The following is a 22,189-nucleotide window of genomic DNA, read 5'->3' as shown; positions in this document are numbered from 1 at the left end:
AGACACATTGACATCCTCACCGCCGTAAAACGGGCGGTGATTCCCAAACCTCACGATTTGGGTTTCTTGTTTCCTTCCCGAATCCGGGTTTTTCGCAACTGCCCTTTAGACTTATGCCTATCAGGTCTTATGTCCGCTCCACAGACTCTCACCGCCAGCCCGGCGGCCAGAATATTGCGACTTGCATTGATGTCGCGGTCATGGACAGTTCCACACTCTGGACACTCCCACGAGCGAACACTCAATGGCAATTTGTCAATTACGAGACCGCAGTTCCCACACCGCTTACTGCTCGGGAAAAAGCGATCAATTTTTACCAGTTCACGACCATACCACTGGCATTTATATTCAAGTTGACTGACAAACTCAGACCATCCACAGTCGGATATTGCCTTAGCTAACTTAGAGTTTTTGACCATATTTCTAACTGCCAAATCCTCAACTACTATCGTTTGGTTTTCACGTACAAGTTGAGTTGTCAGTTTATGGAGAAAATCTCTTCTAGAATCCCCTATTTTCGCGTGAACTTTGGCTACTTTCAATCTAGCCTTTTCTCTATTCTTAGAGCCTTTTTGAGTTTTAGAATACGCTTTTTGAACTCGTTTAAGCTTTTTGTAGAGCTTATTAAAATGCCTAGGATTACTAACTTTAGTCCCATTGCTTGTGGTGATCAGACTGGTTATCCCCAAGTCGATTCCAATGACTTTATCGGTTTTTGGCAAGGGTTCAATACTCTCATCCCTAACCAAAAGAGAAATAAACCATCTACCAGAAGCATCGAGTTTGATAGTTATCGTCGATGGTTCCGTATTTTGCGGAAGTTGCTGACTCCAGCGAATAGTCAATGGTTCTTTGCATTTGGCCAACCAAACTTGGCCATCTTTCCATTTGAAAGCCGATTTGGTAAACTCTGCACTTCCTCCACTTCTTTTCTTTTTGAAACGGGGATACTTAGCGGTTTTCCCAAAAAAGTTAGCAAAAGCTCTCTGAAGGTGTCTCAAAGTTTGCTGAAGAGGAACACAGCTAACCTCATTGAGAAAATCCAAGTCCTCTTGTTTTTTCCAAGAGGTGAGCATAGCGGAGGTCTGACAGTAGTCAATTCTCTCAAGTCGCTCGTACCATGCTTGTGTTCTCTCATGCAAAGCCTTGTTATAGACCAAACGCACACAGCCCAATGTCCGACGCAAAATGTTTTCTTGCTCTTTCGTTGGGTAAAATCTGAATTTGAATGCGCGTGCTGCTTCGCAGTCCTTCGGAGCGGTCATGCCTTGAGAATATTAGACCTATATTTCACATTCTAACATATATTCTGTGAGATGGTACAATTAAGTAAAGCCGTGCGCTTAAGCACGGGGTTTCCACCCAAAATTTACGATGACCACACAGAAGTCATTAAAACTATTGATTACCAATGATGATGGGATTTTTGCAGGAGGGGTTCGTACATTAGCCAACACTTTAGCCCAAGCCGGCCATCAGGTGACAGTAGTTTGCCCTGATCGGGAACGATCAGCTACGGGTCACGGACTAACATTACATCAACCCATCAGGGCCCAAATTGTTCAGGGAATTTTTGCTCCTGAAGTCACTGCTTGGTCTTGTTCAGGGACTCCCTCTGACTGTGTTAAATTTGCCTTGAGTGCTGTCCTTTCTGAACGTCCAGATTTAGTGATTTCTGGCATTAATCATGGGTCTAATCTCGGGACTGATATCCTCTATTCAGGAACCGTTAGCGCCGCTATGGAAGGACTCATCGACGGCATTACCAGTATTGCCTTCAGTTTAACCAGTTTTTCTGAAGATGACTTCACCCCCGCCGCCGAATTTGCCGTCGTTTTAGTGGCTTTATTAGCCGAACAGCCTTTACCTCAACCGACTCTCTTAAATGTAAATGTGCCTGCCGTCCCTTCACAAAAAATCGCCGGTGTCAAGCTGACTCGACAAGGTTTAAGGCGTTATCAAGAAAACTTTGAAAAGCGCCTCGATCCCAGAGGAAAAAATTATTATTGGTTAGTGGGTGAAGTCATTGAAGAAATTTCTCAACCCGATCATCTCCATCTTCCTACCCATATCCCTACAGATGTTCAGGCCATTCGAGACCACTATATTACTATTACCCCTTTGCAATATAATCTGACTGATGTTCAAGGATTTGAACACCTTGATCAAGCAAACTGGTTTGGTGCCTAAAGGGCCAAAAATCATGATATTCTAATCAATCAAGGTCGTTCTAGGTACTATGTCCTCATCTCAATATAATCCAGACAACGAGTTAGATGATGCTGAGATCGTCACGCTGACAGATGAATCAGGGCGATCGCTAGAGTGTTACATTGAAAATGCTTTAGAAACTGAAGATGTTGCTTATCTTCTGCTGATGCCCATTGATACCCCAGTGGTTATTCTCGCTTTGGATGATGAAGCCGAGGAAGATGATTTATCAGAAACTTTTCTAATAGAAGATGAAACCGAAATAGTAAAGATTTTTGCCGATGCTAAAGCCGTATTAGCTGAACTCGATCTGACCCTCAAGCATACCGCTTATACCCTGACGGTAAGTGGTGAATTACCTCCTTTAGAAGATGAAGGAATTCTCACTTTAGAACTGAACTCAGAGGAGCAAGAAAGGTTAGAACCAGAAGAGTTACAGTTTTTGGCTAGTTTCTATCATCTAGACCAAAAATATTCCATTTATACCCCTTTAACTCCTCTACTGTTTTTAGCAACTTATGATAATTTCGGCAAAATAGAACTGGTATCTCCTGATGATGAAGATATTCAGCCGATTCTTGAAGATTTACTTTTTGACGAAATGGATTAAAACTCTCAACAGAGAAATTTTGAAAATCAAAAGCCAATAAATCCATTACAATAAAATTAGACAATAGGGTCTAAATAAATAACTATTTAAAGAAAAAAACGCGAAAATATGGTGGATAAAGTCGAAAAAACTGAACAAGAGTGGAAAGAAATTCTCACCCCAGAACAATTTAAAGTCACCCGCAAAAAGGGAACAGAAAGAGCATTTACAGGTCAATATCATGACAATAAAGAAAAAGGAACCTATAAATGTGTTTGTTGTGGCAATGAATTATTTAGTTCAGAAACAAAATATAATTCCGGAACCGGATGGCCGAGTTTTTGGAAACCTTTAAAGGAAGAAAATATTAAGTGCGAAGATGATTATGCTTTGTTTATGAAACGAACAGAAGTCTTATGTGCCGCTTGTGACGCTCATTTGGGTCATGTTTTTAATGATGGGCCGAAACCGACAGGATTACGTTATTGTATGAATTCTGCCGCTTTGACATTTAAAAAACAAGAAGAATAGTTATTAGTTATTAGTCATTAGTCATTAGTCATTAGTCATTAGTTATCTCTTTTTCTTGTTTATGGAGTTGAGTTAACAATTAACTAATGGCTAGAAAAAAACGATTATAAAATTGCTAATTCACTAATGACCAAGGGCCCCTCTTCAAGAGGTATCTACTGACTATTGACTCTTGACTCTTGACTCTTGACTCTTGACTAATTAAGGAACAAACATTAGTAAACTCTCATCAATCGCAGTAATAGCCCTTTAAAGGAAGATCGATAAGGACAAAGATAATATGATAGCAAGGGGGAAAAATTCGTCGAATTTGCGGTGGATACGCTACTTATTTCCATTTTTTGAGAGTAATGTAGAAACTTGGTCAGTAGAGGCGCGTTTACTACGCTGGCTTACCCTTCTTTGGCTATCGATCGGGTTAATTATTCAATTTAGTGCCTCCTACCCTGTATACGGGCCAAATAACGTCATAAGACAATTAATCTGGCTGTGGATAGGTATGATTGGCTTCAATTTTATTACCCGATCTCCCCTACGCTATTTCTTAAATATTGCACCTTGGATGGTATTACTCGTCCTAGGAATGATTTTGAGTACCTTAGTTCCTGGGTTAGGAGAAACGGTCAATGGCGCAACCCGTTGGATTAAAATTGGACCCATCTTGATTCAACCTTCAGAGTTGATGAAACCCTTTTTAGTGCTGCAAAGTGCCAGAATTTTTGGCGATTGGTTTCGATTATCCTGGAAAATTCGCCTACAATGGGTAGGGCTTTTTGGCGTGGTTTTGGCAGGAATTCTCATTCAACCTAATTTGAGTACCACCGCTCTCTGTGGCATAACCTTATGGTTAATTGCTCTCGCTTCAGGGTTACCGATGTTTTACTTATTGTCAACGGCTATAGGAGGCGGCTTAACCGGATTTATTAGTATCAGTTTACAGGAATATCAAAGGCGGCGTGTACTATCTTTTATGAATCCTTGGGCGGACCCTAGAGGCGATGGATACCAACTGGTTCAAAGTTTACTCGCTATTGGTTCCGGCGGAAATTGGGGTGTAGGATATGGAATGTCGCAACAAAAACAATTCTATTTACCCTTTGCGGATACAGATTTTATCTTTGCTGTCTATGCCGAAGAATTCGGTTTTATTGGGGGAATATTATTATTATTATTATTAATGGCTTTTGCCACAGTAGCGTTATCAGTAGCACTCAAATGTCGTCATCGAGTCAAACGCTTAGTGGCAATGGGAGCAATGACGATTTTAGTAGGACAATCATTGCTGAATATAGGGGTAGCCACCGGCTCATTACCAACCACAGGTTTACCCTTACCCTTGTTTAGTTATGGGGGAAGTTCCAGTCTAGCGAGTTTATTTTTAGCAGGGTTGTTAATTCGGGTGGCTAGAGAAAGTAGTGAGGCTGAAGTTGTCCCGATGAAAAATCGACGCGCCACAGTTAATGAGTAGAAAGCCGCTACTTGTATTGATGATTTTAGCCAAAGGAAAACTGCTGTAACGAATGTGCTTGCTGAGGTTGAGTCAACTCGGAATTTAATAGCAATAAAATCTCGTTAAGCCCTAAAGCGTCTCTGACTTCAGCAACGGTTTTGTTTTCGTAGAGAGCAAAATCAATTTTGTTGAGATTTTTGATTTTTAGCTTTCTGCCCAATTCTACCCCTAAATCAAAAACAAAAAAATCTTGGGTACGAAAACGGAATTTTTTCGGATATAAAAATCGAGAAACAAATTTAAATAATTTTAAATGCCATTCTTGGAGGTCTGTATCACTTCCCATAGTCACGCCAATTAAGAAGGCCTCATCCTCTAAAGAAACGCCGACCCCTAGAATAGCGTGCAGACAGTCATGGTGATCCAGACTGATCTTTCCAGGTAAAGCAATAGGGCTTCCAGGATTTTCCCACAACCAAATCCAGAAAGGAATCGCTTCTTGTGCATCAAAACAAACGAGGTTTTTAGCATCTTTTAAAAGAGTAGTTTGTGGATTAAATTGAAGTTTTGTTATCTTGGTTATTGGTTGATTAAACATCTGAATTACCTCTTTTTTTGCTATTAAGAAAACCACAGGATATTTAGCTATAAAGCTTTTTAGACTGCATTTTTTGGTTGAACATATATAATTTATCACAATTTTATAATATAAAGTTTCCGTAAAACCAACCAATTTTAATAGAAAATATGAGTTTTTTTTGTGTTAGATTTAAGTGAAATTACTGAATAATTTTATTTGAGAATTTTATCATTAAAAAAAGATATATTTTTGGCATTATTATACTGACAATTTAACTTTTAATATAACTGAAGGCAGCGAGTGAAGCAGTGATATCTGTCACGGCAGACTGTTAATGAATATCACCTTGCCTTGATAATGCTCATCACCATAGAGTAGTGCGGAACTCGTTCCGCACCCCAGTGAGTTGAGGACTTATCACCCTTGAATGACAACCCTAAATAAAATAAAAACAGAAGAAAAGAACGATAAAATCTTGATCGTCCCTTCCCGATTTGCATGGTAAAATGACCTTTGATCGCCGCCAATTTCTCATGGTAACGGGCAGTTTATGCGGCTTAACCTTAGCCACCCTAGTGCGGAACGCGTTCGGTCCCCCAGCCCATCAAGCCCTAACCAAAAACCGTACTACTGGGTCTAATCAACCCCTCTCCTCATCACCCGTTGCTACTGGACCTACTCCTACTTCTAACCCCTCACCGGCACCCAAAGGACTCGCCACCACCATCAAAGGCGATGTACGTATCGTGGTCATTAGCGACCTGAATAGTCAGTACGGATCTACTACTTATGAACCTGAAGTAGACCAAGCGATCGCACTTATTCCCGCTTGGGAACCGGACCTTGTCTTATGCGGCGGAGACATGATCGCCGGACAAAAAACCTCCCTGACGAAATCTCAAATAGAAGCCATGTGGCGTGCATTCGATCAGCATATTACTAAACCCATCAGAAATGCTGGCATTCCCTTTGGTTTTACTATAGGTAATCATGATGCGTCAGGAGCTTTAGACCAAGGAAAATTTATCTTTGACTCAGAAAGACAATTAGCCTCTGCTTATTGGAATAACCCGCAACACGAAACCGGACTGCAATTTGTAGATCGATCAGGGTTTCCCTTTTACTATACCTTTACACAAAAAGACGTTTTCTATCTTGTCTGGGATGCTTCGACTCATATTATCTCTCACGAACAACTCGCATGGGCTTCAAAAAGTCTTGCCTCTGAAGGGGCACAACAAGCTAAAATGCGAATAGCCATCGGTCATTTACCCCTATATGCGGTTGCCGTAGGACGAGATAACCCAGGCAATTATCTGGCCAATGCCGAACAATTGCGCTCACTTTTAGAACGCTATCACGTCCATACTTATGTTAGTGGTCATCATCATGCCTATTATCCCGGCAAAAAAGGCCATTTAGAATTACTCCACACCGGCGCACTAGGTGCAGGTCCTAGAAAACTTTTAAATAGTAATCTTCCCCCTACAAAAACTCTCACCGTTGTTGATATCGATCTCAATGGTGAGTCAACCCGCTACACTACCTATGATATGAAAAGCCTATCCATGATTGATATTAAAATCCTTCCTAGGGTAATTGACGCGCCCAATGGTAGAATATTTCGTCGGGATGTAAGTGAACCATGAGCAATTATTAAGTAATTTAGGAATGATCAATGGGTAAAGTTATTAGTACCGTTAATATGAAAGGAGGAGTGGGGAAGACCACCTTAACTGTTAACTTAGCCACTTGTTTAGCTAAATATCATGGAAAACGAGTTTTAGTCTTAGATCTAGATGCTCAAATTAGTGCTACATTGAGCTTAATGTCGCCTCATGATTTTGCCAAAACTCGCAAGAAAAGACAGACAATCAGCTATTTAATTGACAATATTATTAAACCTAATTCTTATAAAAAATTGTCAATTCAGGATATTATTATCCCTTCCGTATGTCAAATTAATGGATTAGAATTACTGCCCGGAGACATCGAACTTTATGATGAGTATTTGGTGTCGGAAATGCTTCATTATCGCTCTTTAGCCAACAGTAATGTTAAATTTGAAAAAATTTGGAATGATTTTGAAAGAGTTCTCATTCAAGATATTTTAGACCCTATTAGGGATGACTATGATTTTATCATTATGGATTGTGCCCCAGGTTATAATCTTTTAACTCGCAGTGGAATTGCCGCTAGTGACTTTTATTTATTACCGGCTCGACCTGAACCTTTATCTGTGGTAGGAATGCAACTCTTAGAAAGACGCATTACTAAGATGAGAGAAAATCACTTAGAAAGCGACCCGCTAGACTTAAGATTATTAGGCATCGTTTTTATTCTTTCTGGCGGTGGTTTACTGAGTCGATATTATAAACAAGTCATGAAACGAGTTCGAGAAGATTTTGAACCCCATAAATTATTTGAAAATTCGATTCCGATGGATGTTAATGTGGCTAAAGCCGTAGATATGTTTGCTCCCGTAGTGTTGTCTATGCCTAATTCTGCCGGTTCAAGAGCTTTTGTAAAATTGACTGAAGAATTTTTAAGCAAAATTGCTAGATAGGGCCTGCTGAAAAAGTTTTTTAATGAGTATGGGCTACAGACAGCTATTAATTCATTAACCCTATTTTATTGGAGAAAGGGAAAAAACCGGCTTTTTAAAAGCGACCTACTCTTTTTTTCCCTCAAATTTTTCTTCTTAATATTTGGATTAAAGTTTATCCAACCATTTTAAAATTAACTCATTCACCATTTCTGGGTTTTCATCATGGGGACAATGACCAGCATCCGGGATAGCATAAAATTCAACATCTAGACCGAGATTCGCTCTTTCTTGATAAATCTTCGCCCCTTTAATCGGAGTCCAAGGGTCTTTATCTCCCCATAATACTAATAAAGGATGTTGTAGCTTAGGTAATAAATCCGTTGGTTTCGGTCCAGCCGGCGCAGAGAGGACAGAGGCAAACACCTGCTGGGCGGTTGGATCACAGGAGGGTTGATACAATATTTCTACTAGCTCATCAGTAACTGCCTTTCTATCTCGATACACTTGATATAGCGTATTGCGAATACGATGTTTTTGGCGGATGCGATTAAAAAGAAATTTACCCGTTAGCGGAGAACTCACCAATTTAGTAAATGTCCCCATAATTAACCTTAAGGGCAAATTTAACTCATCAGGACGGTGATTGAGTCCGCCAGCGCAATTAATCAATACCCCACCGGCACTGATTTCAGGATAATCTGTCATCACCATTAAACTCAATAAGCCGCCAATGGAGTTCCCCACAAATACGGTAGGTTTTTGGATATGAGCCGCCCAAAAATCCCGTATTTGGGCCTGCCATAGCTCTAGAGTGTAATTTAGGACAGGTTTATCTGAGTTACCAAATCCTAATAAATCTAGGGCAAACACACGATAACCTTTTTCGGCCAGAACAGGAATATTTTTGCGCCAATGGCCAATAGAAGCACCAAACCCATGAATTAATAGCAAGGGTTGTCCTACTCCCATAACCATGTATTGAATTTGATGGCCTCGCCATTCCCAGTCCAGTTTTTCTAGGGGGTGAGTTAAACCCACTTGCTTTGTGGTCATTTGATCTTTAGTCTTTGCAAACGGTTTTTAAAGTCATTTTAAAGCACTTTTTGCCAATAGTACCATCAAGGAATTAGGCGACTCAGGAGCAGACAAATTTGTTTTAGGTGATTGTTATGGTAGTTTCTCTGTAGATTTTTCGCTTCGCTGTACTACTATGCAGATTAGTTGGGGGTTTATCTTAACCATTTTTTTGTAACCCTGGCTTGACTTTTGCCGAAAACTTTGAAACTTCTTTTGCTGAGTTACCTGGCTTTTTGTACTCTACTCAAAAAAAATTAAGATTTTTTTTAATTTTTTGTTACATTTATTGATGAAGATTTGTAAACTAGAAACTAATCAGCCAAGTGGAAATCAGCGAGACAATGAAGCAAGTGATTAGTGTAGAAAAGAGTTTGCTATGGGGCCATCTTTTTTCGATGGCCTTTGGGTTAGCCGGACTGTTAATCGTCTTACCCAACCCCGATTTAATCGCTAAACTCCCAGAAATAGGCAAAACAGCCTTTGCTTGGTCTTTAGCTGGCGGTGGAGTTGTTTATATGCTCCTGGGTATGGCAGCCGTAGCTGTTTATGCCTATCGTACAGTAGGGGTATGGCATTGGTTAGGATTTATGATCCCGGCAGTGGGTTTATCTTTGGGGAGTGAATTATTAGGCACTAGCACGGGATTTCCCTTTGGTCATTATCGTTATTTGACAGGTTTAGGCTATAAAATTGCAGGGCTAGTTCCTTTTACTATCCCTCTATCATGGTTTTATTTGGGCTTTAGTGCTTATATTATTGCCCGAATCGGACTTAATCAGTTTCAAGTAGCCAGTTGGGTTAAACAAGCAACAGCCATCGTCATTGGGTCTGTATTATTGACCTCATGGGATTTTGTTTTAGATCCGGCCATGAGTCAAACGGCTATGCCCTTTTGGGTTTGGGACCAACCGGGCGCATTTTTTGGGATGCCCTATCAAAATTTTGCCGGCTGGTTTGGAACCGGAGTGGTTTATATGACTGTAGCTACTCTAATCTGGAATATCAAACCCTTAAGGCTACGGAAAACTGACTTAAACTTACCCTTGGTTATGTATTTAAGTAACTTTGCTTTTGCGGCTATTATGAGTACGGCAGTGGGAATTTACCCCCCCATCTTACTTGGGATAATCACAGGCGTGATTCCTCTTATCAGTTTGTATCTAAAAGCCGCCAAAACAGAAACCATTGATTCGCTCCCGATTCAGGCTACAGTCAATGAATATCCCTCGGAAAAAATGCCGATAGTTTCTGTTGGAGGAAAGCAATAATTGTTGATTGAGGCCATTCTAGCGGTTAGCGCCCTGGTTTTGTTACTATTCCAGGGTACAGCTACCCTAATTTTACTCGCCCGTCTCTTAAAAGGTCCTTTTCGTCGCCCCCCTCTGGAGGCAAAACAGCCCCATCCGGATTTATTGGGGTCCGTCAGTGTGGTGGTTCCCACTTTAAACGAAGTGGAACGCATAGCTCCCTGTCTCGAAGGGTTGAGTCAGCAAAGTTACGAAGTGCGAGAAATTCTGGTGGTGGATAGCCATTCCACTGATGGAACCCCCGAACGGGTTCAAGCGGTTGCTCATTTTGATCCCCGTTTCCGTTTACTCAATGATGGCCCCTTACCCTCGGGTTGGGTCGGTCGTCCTTGGGCGTTACATACGGGTTTTTTGCAAAGTTCCCCGAAAAGTCGCTGGATTTTGGGCATTGATGCCGATACTCAACCTCAACCGGGTCTAATTGCGAGTATAGTCAAAGTGGCCGAAGAAGAAGGTTATGATATTGTTTCCCTTTCGCCTCAGTTTATTTTGAAATATCCTGGGGAATGGTGGTTACAACCCGCTTTACTGATGACGTTACTTTACCGTTTTGACTCTGCCGGGGCCAGAGAGTCAAACCCGAATACTGTGATGGCTAATGGTCAATGTTTCTTGTCCCGTCGTGAGGTTTTAGAACAACTCGGCGGGTATGAAAGTGCAGCGAGTTCTTTTTGTGATGATGTTACTTTAGCTCGCTATGCCGCAACTCAGGGCTACAAAGTCGGATTTTTAGATGGGGCCAAAGTCATCCGAGTGCGGATGTATAACGGCTTTGAAGATACTTGGTCCGGCTGGGGGCGCTCACTAGACCTTAAAGATGCTTCAACTCAAGAGCAATTATGGGGAGACTTAGGGTTACTAATTTGTACTCAAGGGTTACCGTTATTGTTGTCTGTAGTAGGAAGCATTTGTTTGGGACTCGGGTATTCTTTCCCCAGCTTAAAATTAGCTCTCGGGTTAAATTTATTTTTAGTGCTGATTCGATTTGCCTTACTTTGGGCCATTTATCCTTCTTATTACCGGTGTTCGGCTTCGGGTCCGGCAAGTTGGTTATTTTGGCTCTCGCCGCTTGCTGATCCTTTAGCAGTTATCAGAATTGCTTTATCGGCTTCTCAAAGGCCGACTCAATGGCGTGGCAGAATTTATTCATGATTAGTCAGTAGGGTAGCACAGGAAAAGTGCCCATTAGTCATTAGTCACCGACTCAGCAAATCACTCATCAAAGGCTGTAGCCAAGGGAGGTTTGAAGTAGCCGTTAGTTAAATGGGCCCACTGTTAGGTAACCGATGTCCCTAAAATAAGCACCAATAACTATTGACTAATGACTAATGACTAATTGTTAATCAACGCGCTCTAATTGCCAGAGGATTTGATTACCCTCTCGTCTAACACGAGATACCACCCAATTACGCCAAGACCAGTGATCGCCTCGACTGGTAACAGCGCTGGCATTGATATCCATTAAATCAGCAAGTTCAGAGCTAGTGATTAAGTAACCTTTACTTGCAATTTCATCAGCAATGCGTAGAGTGTCGATTAAGTTTCTTAGTTGGTTTACTCTCTGTTCTCGAGGTAATTCCAATTCTTCGATTACACTGGCAGAGGATTCTATCATGGTTGGATCAGCCTTAAAAATGTCTAGCTATTTTGGTCAATAACTTCACGTTTTAACAGGACATCTGTTTGATAACCCTGCTATTGTAATTGTATCGATTTCTTTTAAAGATGTAGAATTAACTGTCGAATTCATGAGCAATAAAAATTAACAGCTATTTGAGCTATAATTATAGATAACTGTTCCCTGCCAACTAAAACGATTTGTTTATTTCTATACCAGAATAGGCCGAACCAGCGAAAGATTCGGCTCTTAGAGCAACTGCCGAGAAATTTTTAACAGAGATTTCTCTCTCAAAACCCTTTGCTTAAGCAAGAGCAAAGCAAATTATAATGACAATATTTTATCAATGACCGAACGAGTCAGTTAGAGTGTAGGGAACCGTTAGCCGTTAACTTTAATCACCGATGAGTTATAAATTTTAACGGCTGACCATTAAAAACGCTCTTTCAAGCTTTAGCGATAAATTCTAAATAAGAATTACTCAGTTCTTTAACCGCTAATTGATAAAACTGTTGGCCCTGTTCAGGGGTAGCCAAAGCCGGATTAGATCCCATGCGTCCATCGGGATAATGACGACGAAAATCAGCCGCCCCATAAATAGGATATCCAGAAGCGACTTGAGTATCAAGGGTTGCAGTTTTAATCAAGTCAGGATAAACAAATTGGGTTAAAGCCACTTCAGAGGGGGTAGCATGAGACCCTTCTTGATCACCATACAATTTTTTAGCCAATTGATAAACCTCTCGACACATAAACCAGTTAGCGATCTCACATCGGATTTCATCAGCATGAGGTATATTTAAATTAGCTAAGTGATAGTAAGTTTCTGCAAAAGCGGCTTTTAGGGTCGCAATATTGCCGCCATGACCATTGATCCAGAAAAACCGTCTAAACCCCGAAACAGCTAAACAAGTGATATAATCCATCACCACTTGAATAAGGGTGGAAGGACGCAGGCTAATGGTACCCGAAAAAGCCGTATGATGTAAGGCCATACCCAGATGGAGAGTAGGGCCAACCATCGCAGCAGTAGCTTCCCCAACTCCCTTAGCAATAACCTCAGCACAAATAGCATCAGTTCCGATTAATCCAGTGGGGCCATGTTGCTCTGTTGAACCAATCGGGATAATAATACCAGTGGAGTAGCTTAGGTAATTTTCAACTTCTGGCCATGTGCTTAGTTGTAACAACATTGGCAATTAACTCCCTTTTTGTTGTATATGTTGGCATAGAAAGGTCTAAAAAAGTTTTTTATGTTATCTCTAGATGTGCCTCAACTGTCTTCCAACGCTGATTTAGTTCAAACCCATCGTATTCTGGTCGTAGAAGACGAGGATGTAATTCGAGATATGGTAGTTCTCGCCTTAGAAGAAGAGGGTTATGAGGTTAAAAGTGCTTCTGATGGGCGCTCAGCCCTAGAATTATTACAAGGGTCAGATGCAGTTGAATCAGAAAAACTGTTTGATTTATTAGTGTTAGATTTAATGCTACCCTCTGTCAATGGCTTGGATATTTGTCGTCTGATCCGTTATCAAGGCAACACCATCCCCATTTTAATTCTCAGTGCTAAAGTTAGTGAAACTGATCGGGTTCTGGGGTTAGAAGTCGGGGCCGATGATTATCTGACTAAACCTTTTAGTATGCGCGAATTAGTCGCCAGATGCCGCGCATTACTTCGTCGCCAGAGTTTTAGTACCATTTCTGCTAATCCCGTGCGAAAGTTTCGGGATATTATGCTTTATACTCAAGAATGCCGCGTATTAGTCAGAGGAGAAGAAATCAACTTATCTCCTAAAGAGTTTCGTTTACTAGAGTTATTTATGAGTTATCCCCGTCGAGTTTGGTCTAGAGAACAATTGATAGAACAAGTTTGGGGACCCGATTTTTTAGGCGATACCAAAACCGTAGATGTTCATATTCGCTGGTTACGGGAAAAATTAGAACGGGACCCTAGTCAACCAGAATATTTAATTACGGTTCGGGGTTTTGGTTATCGGTTTGGGTAAGTCATTAGTCATTAGTTTTTAGTCAAAAGCGAATTAAAGGGCCAAGACTAAAGGCTAAAGACTAACAACCACGCTATGCACCTAGATAAATGACTACAATTGCCTTTATCCTGGGAATCCTGCTAGGAATTGGCCTGGCCTACTGGGAAAGATCCCGATTCAATCGCCAGTTAAAACGGATGTTATCCACTTTGTCTGATACCACCGACTTGATACATTCTTTACCGGTGTTGTCTTTAGTACGTCGAGAACTTTCCTATCTTTACCAACAACGACAACAGCTACAGAAAACCATCGATGACCAAAAAGTTATCTTAGATTTAGCCCCTATTGGCTATTTACTGCTAGATGGAGATAATCAACTGTTATGGTGTAATGCAGTAGCTAGAGAGTTGCTCAGGATTGATCGTTGGCAACCTGGACACATTCGTTTACTCTTAGAGTTGGTTCGTTCTTATGAGTTAGATCAGTTAATCGAACAGACTCGCTCGTCTCAAATTTCTCAAGTGCGAGAATGGACCTTCTATCCGAGTCAGTATGCCACCAAGAATCATTTAAACGAAGATCAAACCCCTAAACTTTATCAAACCTCAGTGGCCCTAAAGGCTTCTAGTTTTCCGCTTGCGAACGGACAAGTGGGAGTATTTTTAGAAAATCAGCAACCCCTGGTAGAATTATCCCGTAGTCGGGACCGCGCTTTTTCTGACCTCACTCACGAACTCAGAACCCCTTTAACCTCTATCTCTTTGTTAGCGGAAGCTTTGCAAAAGCGGCTACAAAACCCAGAACGCCGATGGGTAGAGCAAATGCTCAAGGAAATTGAGCGCTTAATGAAGTTGGTACAAGATTGGTTAGAAATTTCTCAGTTACAGGAAGACCCCAGTCAGTCTCTCCATTACCAAACTTTAGATTTAAAAGAATTAATGGATTCCGCTTGGGCCACATTAACCCCATTAGCCAGACAAAAGAGCATTACCTTTAGCTATTCGGGTCCTGAACATTTACCTTTAGAAGGAGACCAGGAACGCTTAACACAGGTTTTTGTGAACTTATTTGATAATGCCATTAAACATAGTCCCGATCACAGTCCTATTTTAGTGGAAGTGATGACTCCTGACACAGCATCGACTACTCAATCTGCTGCTTTATTGGAGAAAGTAATTATGATAGATATCATAGACTGTGGTGAAGGCTTTCTTGAGTCTGATCTCCCCTATGTTTTTGACCGATTGTATCGCGGGGAACCTTCTAGAGCCAGAAAAACTTCTGAACCGGACTCTTCGCGTCATGGAAGCGGGCTAGGATTAGCCATCGTCCAACAAATTATACAGGCTCATGGGGGAAGCGTACAAGCGAAAAACTCTCCGGAAACTGGGGGAGCTTGGATGCAAATCAAACTCTTAAAAGAGCCGCCGGCATCTGAAAGAGCCTCTGGCTGATTCAGCAGCAATTTTACAACACCACTGGTCACTAAAAGCTGTATTTTCTTGTTATTACTGTAAATATAATCTTAAATTAGCTATTAGCCAGTGAACTTATCTACTCAAACTAACCATCCTGAACGAACCTATTTTGAGCGCTGTCTCAAACGACTAGAGCAAGATGTTTTACGTATGGGCACTCTTGTGGAAGAGTCTTTTCGCATGAGTCATCAAGGTTTATTTGAACGAAATCTTGAGGTAGTCCAGAAAATTAAGGATAATGATAAACAAATTGACCGCTATTATCGACAAATCGAATTAGATTGTGCCACTTTAATGACCCTTCAAGCACCAGTGGCTCAAGATTTACGTTTATTAAGTGCTTTTATGCAATTGATTCGAGATTTAGAGCGAATTGGCGATTATGCCAAAGATTTAGGCGAAATAGCCATTAAACTCTTTGGTTATCCTCCTCATAGTTGTCTCAAAGAGATAGAGTCTATGTCTCTTCATGCTCAGTTGATGTTAGCCACCAGTTTAGTCGCTTTAGCTGATTTGGATGGGGATGCAGGCAACAAGGTAAAACAGTTAGATGATACGGTCGATGATGCTTATGACCGTCTTTATGAAACATTGGCTTATCAGCGCGATATTAAGGGGGTAGTAGAACCAATTTTGTTGATGGGGTTGGTAATTCGTCATTTAGAAAGAATGGCGGATCATGCGACCAATATAGCTCAACGAGTTTCTTATATTGTTACGGGTCATCGCGGTTAAGTAGCGAGTAGGGGAGAAGAAGAGGTTAGAGAAAAACTATTGACTATTGACTATGCACAAAATTAACCTAAAGATAACTAAAAAATAACGCTAAATTTACTAATCTATTTTATGGGAGATTAAGAGAGGATTAATAAAAATAATGATAATCGTCAAATACGTAACTGTTAAGCAATAAAAACTTTAAAAAAGCCCAAAATATTTTTAAGCCTTGACTTAAAAGAAAATATTTAAACTAAAATTAAGTTAATTATTATAAAATTTAGTTGGTTACAACCATATCTCAATCCAGATTAGGTGTGTGAGGATTGATTATCATGTCTCAAAAATGGTGGACTCTGATTAAAAGTGCCCCCCTATGGTTGGGTGCGTCCATTTTAACTTCTGGAGGCGCAATGGCGGCTTCAGACACTTCAGCAACCAACGTCACAGCATCTTCGGGCGAGCAATTATTAGCTCAAGCGGCTCCTGGAACTTCAACTAACGTCGCTCCTGAAGCCAATGAACTGCTACAAATGATGGAACGTTCTCGCTCGGGAAAACGTTTAAACACGGGAGTCTATAATGACCCCATGTCCCAAGTCAACAACGTTAACCAATTGCGCGACGTAGAACCCACAGCATGGGCCTATGAAGCGCTCAGAAGCTTAGTAGAACGCTATGGCTGTATCGTCGGTTATCCAGACCGCACATTTCGCGGCGATCGAGCCTTAACTCGTTGGGAATTTGCCGCCGGTTTAAACGCTTGTTTGAACGTATTAGAGCGTTTAATCCAAGAAGGGGTAGCGGTAGTGCGAGAAGACCTAGAAAAACTCAAACGCTTAGCCGATGAGTTTGCGGCCGAACTAGCGGCATTAGGAGCAAGAATTGATAATTTAGAAAGTCGGGTGGCTTTCTTAGAAGACCATCAATTTTCTACCACTACCAAGTTAAATGGTGAAGTCATTTTTGCCTACGCTAATGCTTTTTCCGATGACTATGCTTTTGACTCAACCTTTGATAATAGAACACCAAGACAACAAGCCGCTTTAGAGGACCGCTTTAGAGTAGGTCGAGAAGGCATTGCCGTCAGTCGTACAAGGTTGAACTTTGATACCAGTTTCACCGGTAAAGACCGTTTGCGGGTGCGTGTAGAATCCAATACCACCCCTAACTTTACCACTGCAACCGGTAGCAATATGGCGCGTTTAGGGTTTGATCCTTCTGGAACCGACTCAACCAACGATACTTTTATTACTGACTTGTACTATCGGGGGTCTTTATTTAAAAACTTCACCGTCTATGTTGGGACAACCAACATGGGGTTAGAGGACGTTTTTAACCCAGGAAACCCTTACATGGAACCTAGCGGAACCGGTGCGCTCTCGAGGTTTGTTCGTCGTAACCCTCTGGTTTTCCGAGGTCCTGACGGAAACGGTTTAGGAGCCAAATACAAGTTTAGCAATTTTCTCACGGTGACTGCCCTTTATTTGGCAGATGAAGCTGATGCGAGAAATCCCCTACCGGGTCGAGGGGTGTTTAACGGCAGTTTTAGTACAGGTGTTCAAGCGGTAGTTTCTCCTACGCGAACTCTTGATATCAACTTGACTTATCTGCACTCCTATTTCCGTGAAGGGGCTGTTAACCTAACCGGAAGTACAGGAAGCCGCATCGGACAAGACCCTTCTACCGCCTATCTACCCCTAGGAACCATTCCCTCGGCTTGGAACCGGGATAGTGTTGGGGCGCAAATTGACTGGCAGGCTTTTCCCTGGCTGCACTTTACCGCTTGGGGTGGCTATGCCTATGCAGAAGCGAAAAACCCAGATTATGACAGTCATGGAGACCTCTGGACTTTTAATGGTATAGTCTCGTTTATTGACGTACTGAAAGAGGGAGCGGTGTTATCCTTCAGTGGAGGTATGCCACCGAGAATTAGAAGAGTGGAAAATGGTCCTGATGATAAAGATACTACTATTCTGGTGGAGGCTCAGTATAAATATCCTATCACCAAGAATATCTTGATTACTCCGGGTGTTTACGCTATCTTCGATCCAAACCATTACGAAAGAAACAATGATATTTGGGTAGGTGTCGTTCGTACCACCTTCCAGTTCTAAAACCAATTCCTAAAATGTTTTTGAGGACACCATCAAACAGTGTCCTTTTTCTCTTGAAAAAGCGTTTCATAACTGTTAAAAAAGAATGAGGTTTTAAGTCTTTTTTCGGGGCTAATCGCTAAAATTTTAGCAACAATTGGCAAAATGTTCAGTAAGGCTTGTTAAGATGTACTTGGTTAGACCCTTAACTCAAACCAGATTAGGTGTGTGAGGATTAATTATCATGTCTCAAAAATGGTGGACTCTGATTAAAGGTGCCCCCCTATGGTTGGGTGCGTCCTTTTTAACTTCTGGAGGTGTAATGGCCGCTTCAGACACCTCACTAACAGAAGTGGAACCCTTTTCGGAACAACAACTGTTAGCTCAAGCGGCTCCTGGAACTTCAACTAACGTCGCTCCCGAAGCGAATCAACTGCTGCAAATGATGCAACGTTCTCGTTCGGGAAAACGTTTAAACACGGGAGTCTATAATGACCCCATGTCCCAAGTCAACAACGTTAACCAATTGCGGGACGTAGAACCCACAGCCTGGGCCTATGAAGCGCTCAGAAGCTTAGTAGAACGCTATGGCTGTATCGTTGGTTATCCAGACCGCACATTTCGCGGTGATAGAGCCTTAACTCGTTGGGAATTTGCCGCCGGTTTAAACGCTTGTTTGAATGTACTAGAGCGTTTAATCCAAGAAGGCGTAGCGGTAGTGCGAGAAGACCTAGAAAAACTCAAACGCTTGGCCGATGAGTTTGCGGCCGAATTAGCGGCATTAGGAGCAAGAATTGATAATTTAGAAAGTCGGGTGGCTTTCTTAGAAGACCATCAATTTTCTACCACTACTAAATTAAATGGTGAAGTCATTTTCGCTTATGTCAATGCCTTTTCTGATGACTATGCCTTTGACTCAACCTTTGAGAATAGAACACCAAGACAACAAGCGGCCTTAGAAGACAGTCGTCGCATAGGGCGAGAAGGCATTTTTGTAGATCGGGCTCGTCTCAACTTTGATACCAGTTTCACCGGTAAAGACCGTCTGCGGGTGCGTGTACAATCAAACTCTACTCCTAACTTGACTACTGCAACCGGCAGCAATATGGCTCGTGTCGGGTGGGATTCAGGAACGAATAATGACACTATCTTGGATGATATCTACTATCGTTTTCCTATCTACAAAAACTTGACGGCTTGGGTGGGAACCAACGCGCTCGATTTAGATGATATCTTCAATGTGGGGAACCCTTACCTAGAAGCCAGTGGAACGGGCGCTCTTTCGCGCTTTGTTCGTCGTAACCCGCTAGTGTTCCGAGGTCCTGAAGGAAACGGGGCAGGTTTGAGATACAAGTTCAATGATTTTATTACAGTGACCGCCCTTTATTTAGCTGATCAAGATGATGCGAAAAATCCTTTACCGGGTCGAGGGGTATTCAACGGCAACTTTAGTACAGGAGTTCAGGCGGTAGTCTCTCCTACCCGAACTCTGGATATTAACTTGACCTATCTGCATTCTTATTTCAGCGAAAATCGTGTTAATCTGACCGGCAGCACCGGTAGCCGCATCGGACAAGACCCCTCCACCGTTTACCTACCCCTAGGAACCATTCCCTCGGCTTGGAACCGGGATAGTGTGGGGGCGCAGGTGGACTGGCAGGCTTATCCCTGGTTGCATTTGACGGCTTGGGGCGGCTATGCTTATGCAGAAGCGAAAAACCCAGACTATGACAGTAGTGCTGACTTGTGGACTTGGAATGCGGCTGTATCTTTTGTAGACTTACTCAAAGAGGGGGCCGTATTATCCCTAACTGGCGGAATGCCACCTCGGGCCACTGGGGTTGAAAATGGGCCTGATGACGAGGATACCTCTTTTTTAGTCGAGGTTCAGTATAAGTATCCCCTCAATAACAATATCTTGATTACTCCGGGTTTTTACGTGATCTTCGATCCTAACCATTACGAGAGAAACAATGATATTTGGGTAGGTGTGGTGCGTACTACCTTTAGATTTTAATTAGATAGCTAAAAGATTATAATTGAGGGAACAGTCTGACTGTTTCCTTACTTCATAGAGGATAGTTTTTTATGACCTTTTGGCAACAGCAGCACTCCATTCGCTCAAATATTGAAACTCGACAACAAGCGAGTCTTGTTATACTTCTTTCACCGGCTATTTTATTTTTATTAATATTTTTTATTCTTCCTCTGGTCATTGTATTAATTTACAGTTTCCTAGAACGAGGAACCTACGGAGGAGTGACTTGGACATTTACTTTAGCCAACTATCAACGACTCGCTAAAGGAATTTATTGGGGGATTTTATACCGTTCTTGCTGGTTAGCTTTTTTGACCACTGTTGCTTGTTTACTAATTGGTTATCCTCTAGCCTTTTTTATGGCAACTCGTCCTCAACCTTGGCGTAATCTTATGTTGCTGTTAGTGATTATTCCTTTTTGGACAAATTTTCTAGTACGGACTTATGCCTGGATGGTGTTGTTAAGAACTGAAGGAGTCATTAATGTAGCCTTGCAGAGTTTACATTTAATTGATAAGCCGCTTAATCTTTTATTTACGCCTTTTGCCGTTGCAGTGGGTTTAATTTATGGCTATCTTCCCTTCATGATTTTGCCATTATATGCTACTATTGAGCGATTTAATTTTACTTTAGTAGAAGCCGCATTTGATTTAGGCGCGAATGATTGGCGAACTTTTTGGCGAGTTGTATTTCCCTTAACTCGGCGGGGCATTCTGGCCGGTTCAGCCCTCGTTTTTGTGCCTTCGGTAGGAGCATTTATTATTCCTGATCTCTTGGGAGGAGCAAAAACCATGATGATTGGCAATTTAATTCAAAATCAATTTCTTAAGGCAAGAGATTGGCCATTTGGTTCTAGTTTATCTATTTTAATGATGGCAGTTGTTTTAATTCCAATCTTTATATATTTGATAATAATAGAAGAGAAAAATGAAGCTTGAAGTCAATAAGTTTGATTTAGTTATTCGAGGCTTAGGGAAATTCGCTCTATGGTTAAATGGGCTTTTAGTGTTTATTTTTCTCTATCTTCCCATCGCGATTTTAATCATTTATTCTTTCAATGCCTCTCGTTTTAATGCCGTTTGGCGAGGTTTTACCTTAGATTGGTATCGTAGTTTATTAAATGGGATTAGCGATGGCAGGGCCCAAATTACTGATGTGATGATCTGGGATGCTTTAAATAATAGTTTTATCGTGGCTACCCTGTCTACCCTAGCGGCTACCGTAGCAGGAACAATGCTTGCTTTGGCTTTAGAAAAATTTCAATTCACCGGTCGTAAAGCAGTAGAAAGTTTACTATTCTTGCCGATTATTATTCCTGATATAGCGATGGGAATTTCCTTGTTAGTCTTTTTTAGTTTAGGTTTTCAATTGCTAGAAAGTCTAACGGGAATTCGTTTAGTTTTAGGATTACCTACCGTTATTATTGGTCATATTGCTTTTAATATCTCTTTTGTTACCGTTACCGTCAGAGGACGTATAGCCGAGTTAGAACCCTCTTTAGAAGAAGCGGCTTGGGATTTAGGGGCCAATGAATGGCAAACCCTTTGGCGCGTTATTTTACCGCTAATTGCCCCGGGAATTTTAAGCGCGGCTTTGTTGGCATTTACCTTATCTTTAGATGATTTTGTGATTACTTTTTTTACTACAGGGGTAGGTGTGACGACATTACCTCTGTATGTATATGGCATGATTAAGTTTTCGGTAACGCCGGCCATTAATGCGATTTCTACTTTAATTGTTTTGGTGTCTTTTCTATTAGTTGTTTCTTCTTTGGCAGTGCAAAAACGGTTAAATTAAAGTGGTGCAAAGGATTATTTGAGCCTTGAGAAGAAAATAGCCGCTCCCACAATCAAGCCCAACAAAAACAGAGGAACCCACAAATCAAACCATTCAATCACCATTCAATCCTCAGATGTTCCATAATAATAAAATACATTGGTAATGATTTACCTAGAAAA

General features: G+C 41.4%; 20 protein-coding genes. 15 read left to right on the top strand and 5 right to left on the bottom strand.

Translation table 11 applies throughout. The annotated features are described in order from the left end of the window. Positions 1–50: 50 nt before the first annotated feature. Positions 51–1,265 (bottom strand): RNA-guided endonuclease InsQ/TnpB family protein, encoded by a 1,215-nt coding sequence (locus CYAN7822_RS09565; protein WP_013322048.1) that lies wholly within the window; start codon positions 1,263–1,265, stop codon positions 51–53. A gap of 109 nt (positions 1,266–1,374) precedes the next feature. Between CYAN7822_RS09565 and surE the strand changes: the two genes are divergently transcribed. The 4 genes from surE to CYAN7822_RS09545 all read left to right on the top strand — a co-directional run bounded on the left by surE (position 1,375) and on the right by CYAN7822_RS09545 (position 4,799). Further along, the gene (gene surE / locus CYAN7822_RS09560) at positions 1,375–2,190 is read left to right on the top strand and encodes a 5'/3'-nucleotidase SurE (protein WP_013322047.1); all 816 of its coding nucleotides are present in this window, start codon (positions 1,375–1,377) and stop codon (positions 2,188–2,190) included. Positions 2,191–2,239: 49 nt separating this feature from the next. Continuing rightward, positions 2,240–2,821: a DUF3727 domain-containing protein gene (locus tag CYAN7822_RS09555; RefSeq protein WP_013322046.1), complete on the top strand. Its 582-nt coding sequence runs from the start codon at positions 2,240–2,242 to the stop codon at positions 2,819–2,821. A gap of 108 nt (positions 2,822–2,929) precedes the next feature. Continuing rightward, positions 2,930–3,331 (top strand): peptide-methionine (R)-S-oxide reductase MsrB, encoded by a 402-nt coding sequence (gene msrB, locus CYAN7822_RS09550; RefSeq protein ID WP_013322045.1) that lies wholly within the window; start codon positions 2,930–2,932, stop codon positions 3,329–3,331. Positions 3,332–3,611: 280 nt separating this feature from the next. After that, positions 3,612–4,799, top strand: coding sequence for an FtsW/RodA/SpoVE family cell cycle protein (locus tag CYAN7822_RS09545; RefSeq protein ID WP_013322044.1), 1,188 nt, complete (start codon positions 3,612–3,614; stop codon positions 4,797–4,799). 25 nt (positions 4,800–4,824) lie between these two features. Here CYAN7822_RS09545 and CYAN7822_RS09540 read toward each other — a convergent pair whose 3' ends face one another. Then, the gene (locus CYAN7822_RS09540) at positions 4,825–5,379 is read right to left on the bottom strand and encodes a hypothetical protein (RefSeq protein ID WP_013322043.1); all 555 of its coding nucleotides are present in this window, start codon (positions 5,377–5,379) and stop codon (positions 4,825–4,827) included. Between the two features lie 488 nt (positions 5,380–5,867). Here CYAN7822_RS09540 and CYAN7822_RS09535 point away from each other — a divergent pair, with 488 nt between their 5' ends. Both CYAN7822_RS09535 and CYAN7822_RS09530 read left to right on the top strand, forming a co-directional pair. After that, positions 5,868–7,010: a metallophosphoesterase family protein gene (locus CYAN7822_RS09535; RefSeq protein WP_013322042.1), complete on the top strand. Its 1,143-nt coding sequence runs from the start codon at positions 5,868–5,870 to the stop codon at positions 7,008–7,010. Positions 7,011–7,039: 29 nt separating this feature from the next. Then, positions 7,040–7,927 (top strand): ParA family protein, encoded by an 888-nt coding sequence (locus CYAN7822_RS09530; protein WP_013322041.1) that lies wholly within the window; start codon positions 7,040–7,042, stop codon positions 7,925–7,927. A 147-nt stretch (positions 7,928–8,074) separates the two neighbouring features. Here the strand turns inward: CYAN7822_RS09530 and CYAN7822_RS09525 are convergent, their stop codons facing one another. After that, positions 8,075–8,962: an alpha/beta fold hydrolase gene (locus CYAN7822_RS09525; protein ID WP_013322040.1), complete on the bottom strand. Its 888-nt coding sequence runs from the start codon at positions 8,960–8,962 to the stop codon at positions 8,075–8,077. A gap of 365 nt (positions 8,963–9,327) precedes the next feature. Between CYAN7822_RS09525 and cruF the strand changes: the two genes are divergently transcribed. Together cruF and cruG are read left to right on the top strand one after the other, a co-directional pair. Further along, a complete protein-coding gene (gene cruF / locus CYAN7822_RS09520) occupies positions 9,328–10,254 on the top strand; it encodes a gamma-carotene 1'-hydroxylase CruF (protein ID WP_013322039.1) in 927 nt (308 codons plus the stop codon). Next, on the top strand, positions 10,255–11,445 hold the full coding sequence (cruG, locus tag CYAN7822_RS09515; protein WP_013322038.1) for a 2'-O-glycosyltransferase CruG: 1,191 nt from the start codon (positions 10,255–10,257) through the stop codon (positions 11,443–11,445). A 187-nt stretch (positions 11,446–11,632) separates the two neighbouring features. On the opposite strand, the gene CYAN7822_RS09510 is transcribed toward cruG, so the two are convergent. Together CYAN7822_RS09510 and CYAN7822_RS09505 are read right to left on the bottom strand one after the other, a co-directional pair. After that, a complete protein-coding gene (locus CYAN7822_RS09510; RefSeq protein WP_013322037.1) occupies positions 11,633–11,908 on the bottom strand; it encodes a hypothetical protein in 276 nt (91 codons plus the stop codon). Positions 11,909–12,357: 449 nt separating this feature from the next. Beyond that, positions 12,358–13,104 (bottom strand): creatininase family protein, encoded by a 747-nt coding sequence (locus CYAN7822_RS09505; protein ID WP_013322036.1) that lies wholly within the window; start codon positions 13,102–13,104, stop codon positions 12,358–12,360. Between the two features lie 60 nt (positions 13,105–13,164). Here CYAN7822_RS09505 and CYAN7822_RS09500 point away from each other — a divergent pair, with 60 nt between their 5' ends. The 7 genes from CYAN7822_RS09500 (at position 13,165) to CYAN7822_RS09470 (ending at position 22,028) form a co-directional block, all read left to right on the top strand. Then, complete coding sequence (locus tag CYAN7822_RS09500) at positions 13,165–13,917, top strand: response regulator transcription factor (protein WP_013322035.1); 753 nt, start codon at positions 13,165–13,167, stop codon at positions 13,915–13,917. 89 nt (positions 13,918–14,006) lie between these two features. Next, positions 14,007–15,356: a sensor histidine kinase gene (locus CYAN7822_RS09495; RefSeq protein WP_013322034.1), complete on the top strand. Its 1,350-nt coding sequence runs from the start codon at positions 14,007–14,009 to the stop codon at positions 15,354–15,356. A gap of 90 nt (positions 15,357–15,446) precedes the next feature. After that, positions 15,447–16,115: a phosphate signaling complex protein PhoU gene (gene phoU, locus CYAN7822_RS09490; RefSeq protein WP_013322033.1), complete on the top strand. Its 669-nt coding sequence runs from the start codon at positions 15,447–15,449 to the stop codon at positions 16,113–16,115. Between the two features lie 317 nt (positions 16,116–16,432). Further along, a complete protein-coding gene (locus tag CYAN7822_RS09485; protein WP_013322032.1) occupies positions 16,433–18,214 on the top strand; it encodes an iron uptake porin in 1,782 nt (593 codons plus the stop codon). 223 nt (positions 18,215–18,437) lie between these two features. After that, positions 18,438–20,210: an iron uptake porin gene (locus CYAN7822_RS09480; protein WP_013322031.1), complete on the top strand. Its 1,773-nt coding sequence runs from the start codon at positions 18,438–18,440 to the stop codon at positions 20,208–20,210. Positions 20,211–20,281: 71 nt separating this feature from the next. Next, positions 20,282–21,169 carry an ABC transporter permease gene (locus tag CYAN7822_RS09475; protein WP_013322030.1) on the top strand — a complete coding sequence of 296 codons (888 nt, stop codon included), beginning with the start codon at positions 20,282–20,284 and terminating at the stop codon, positions 21,167–21,169. Then, a complete protein-coding gene (locus tag CYAN7822_RS09470; RefSeq protein WP_013322029.1) occupies positions 21,159–22,028 on the top strand; it encodes an ABC transporter permease in 870 nt (289 codons plus the stop codon). The genes CYAN7822_RS09475 and CYAN7822_RS09470 overlap by 11 nt, the downstream gene beginning before the upstream one ends. The last annotated feature ends 161 nt before the right edge of the window (positions 22,029–22,189 follow it).

The sequence above is a fragment of the Gloeothece verrucosa PCC 7822 genome (genome assembly GCF_000147335.1).
GTDB lineage: Bacteria > Cyanobacteriota > Cyanobacteriia > Cyanobacteriales > Microcystaceae > Gloeothece > Gloeothece verrucosa.
Note: the sequence above shows the minus strand (reverse complement) of the source record. Positions and strands in the feature narration are given on the sequence as shown.

Excerpts from the sequence above, each read along its gene's own strand:
- CYAN7822_RS09540 (WP_013322043.1), bottom strand. The coding sequence starts at position 5,379 with ATGTTTAATCAACCAATAACCAAGATAACAAAACTTCAATTTAATCCA.
- CYAN7822_RS09545 (WP_013322044.1), top strand. The coding sequence starts at position 3,612 with ATGATAGCAAGGGGGAAAAATTCGTCGAATTTGCGGTGGATACGCTAC.
- CYAN7822_RS09565 (WP_013322048.1), bottom strand. The coding sequence starts at position 1,265 with ATGACCGCTCCGAAGGACTGCGAAGCAGCACGCGCATTCAAATTCAGA.
- CYAN7822_RS09470 (WP_013322029.1), top strand. The coding sequence starts at position 21,159 with ATGAAGCTTGAAGTCAATAAGTTTGATTTAGTTATTCGAGGCTTAGGG.
- surE (WP_013322047.1), top strand. The coding sequence starts at position 1,375 with ATGACCACACAGAAGTCATTAAAACTATTGATTACCAATGATGATGGG.
- CYAN7822_RS09500 (WP_013322035.1), top strand. The coding sequence starts at position 13,165 with ATGTTATCTCTAGATGTGCCTCAACTGTCTTCCAACGCTGATTTAGTT.
- CYAN7822_RS09530 (WP_013322041.1), top strand. The coding sequence starts at position 7,040 with ATGGGTAAAGTTATTAGTACCGTTAATATGAAAGGAGGAGTGGGGAAG.
- CYAN7822_RS09510 (WP_013322037.1), bottom strand. The coding sequence starts at position 11,908 with ATGATAGAATCCTCTGCCAGTGTAATCGAAGAATTGGAATTACCTCGA.
- CYAN7822_RS09535 (WP_013322042.1), top strand. The coding sequence starts at position 5,868 with ATGACCTTTGATCGCCGCCAATTTCTCATGGTAACGGGCAGTTTATGC.
- CYAN7822_RS09475 (WP_013322030.1), top strand. The coding sequence starts at position 20,282 with ATGACCTTTTGGCAACAGCAGCACTCCATTCGCTCAAATATTGAAACT.
- CYAN7822_RS09555 (WP_013322046.1), top strand. The coding sequence starts at position 2,240 with ATGTCCTCATCTCAATATAATCCAGACAACGAGTTAGATGATGCTGAG.
- CYAN7822_RS09480 (WP_013322031.1), top strand. The coding sequence starts at position 18,438 with ATGTCTCAAAAATGGTGGACTCTGATTAAAGGTGCCCCCCTATGGTTG.
- CYAN7822_RS09505 (WP_013322036.1), bottom strand. The coding sequence starts at position 13,104 with ATGTTGTTACAACTAAGCACATGGCCAGAAGTTGAAAATTACCTAAGC.
- msrB (WP_013322045.1), top strand. The coding sequence starts at position 2,930 with ATGGTGGATAAAGTCGAAAAAACTGAACAAGAGTGGAAAGAAATTCTC.
- CYAN7822_RS09485 (WP_013322032.1), top strand. The coding sequence starts at position 16,433 with ATGTCTCAAAAATGGTGGACTCTGATTAAAAGTGCCCCCCTATGGTTG.
- cruF (WP_013322039.1), top strand. The coding sequence starts at position 9,328 with ATGAAGCAAGTGATTAGTGTAGAAAAGAGTTTGCTATGGGGCCATCTT.
- CYAN7822_RS09495 (WP_013322034.1), top strand. The coding sequence starts at position 14,007 with ATGACTACAATTGCCTTTATCCTGGGAATCCTGCTAGGAATTGGCCTG.
- CYAN7822_RS09525 (WP_013322040.1), bottom strand. The coding sequence starts at position 8,962 with ATGACCACAAAGCAAGTGGGTTTAACTCACCCCCTAGAAAAACTGGAC.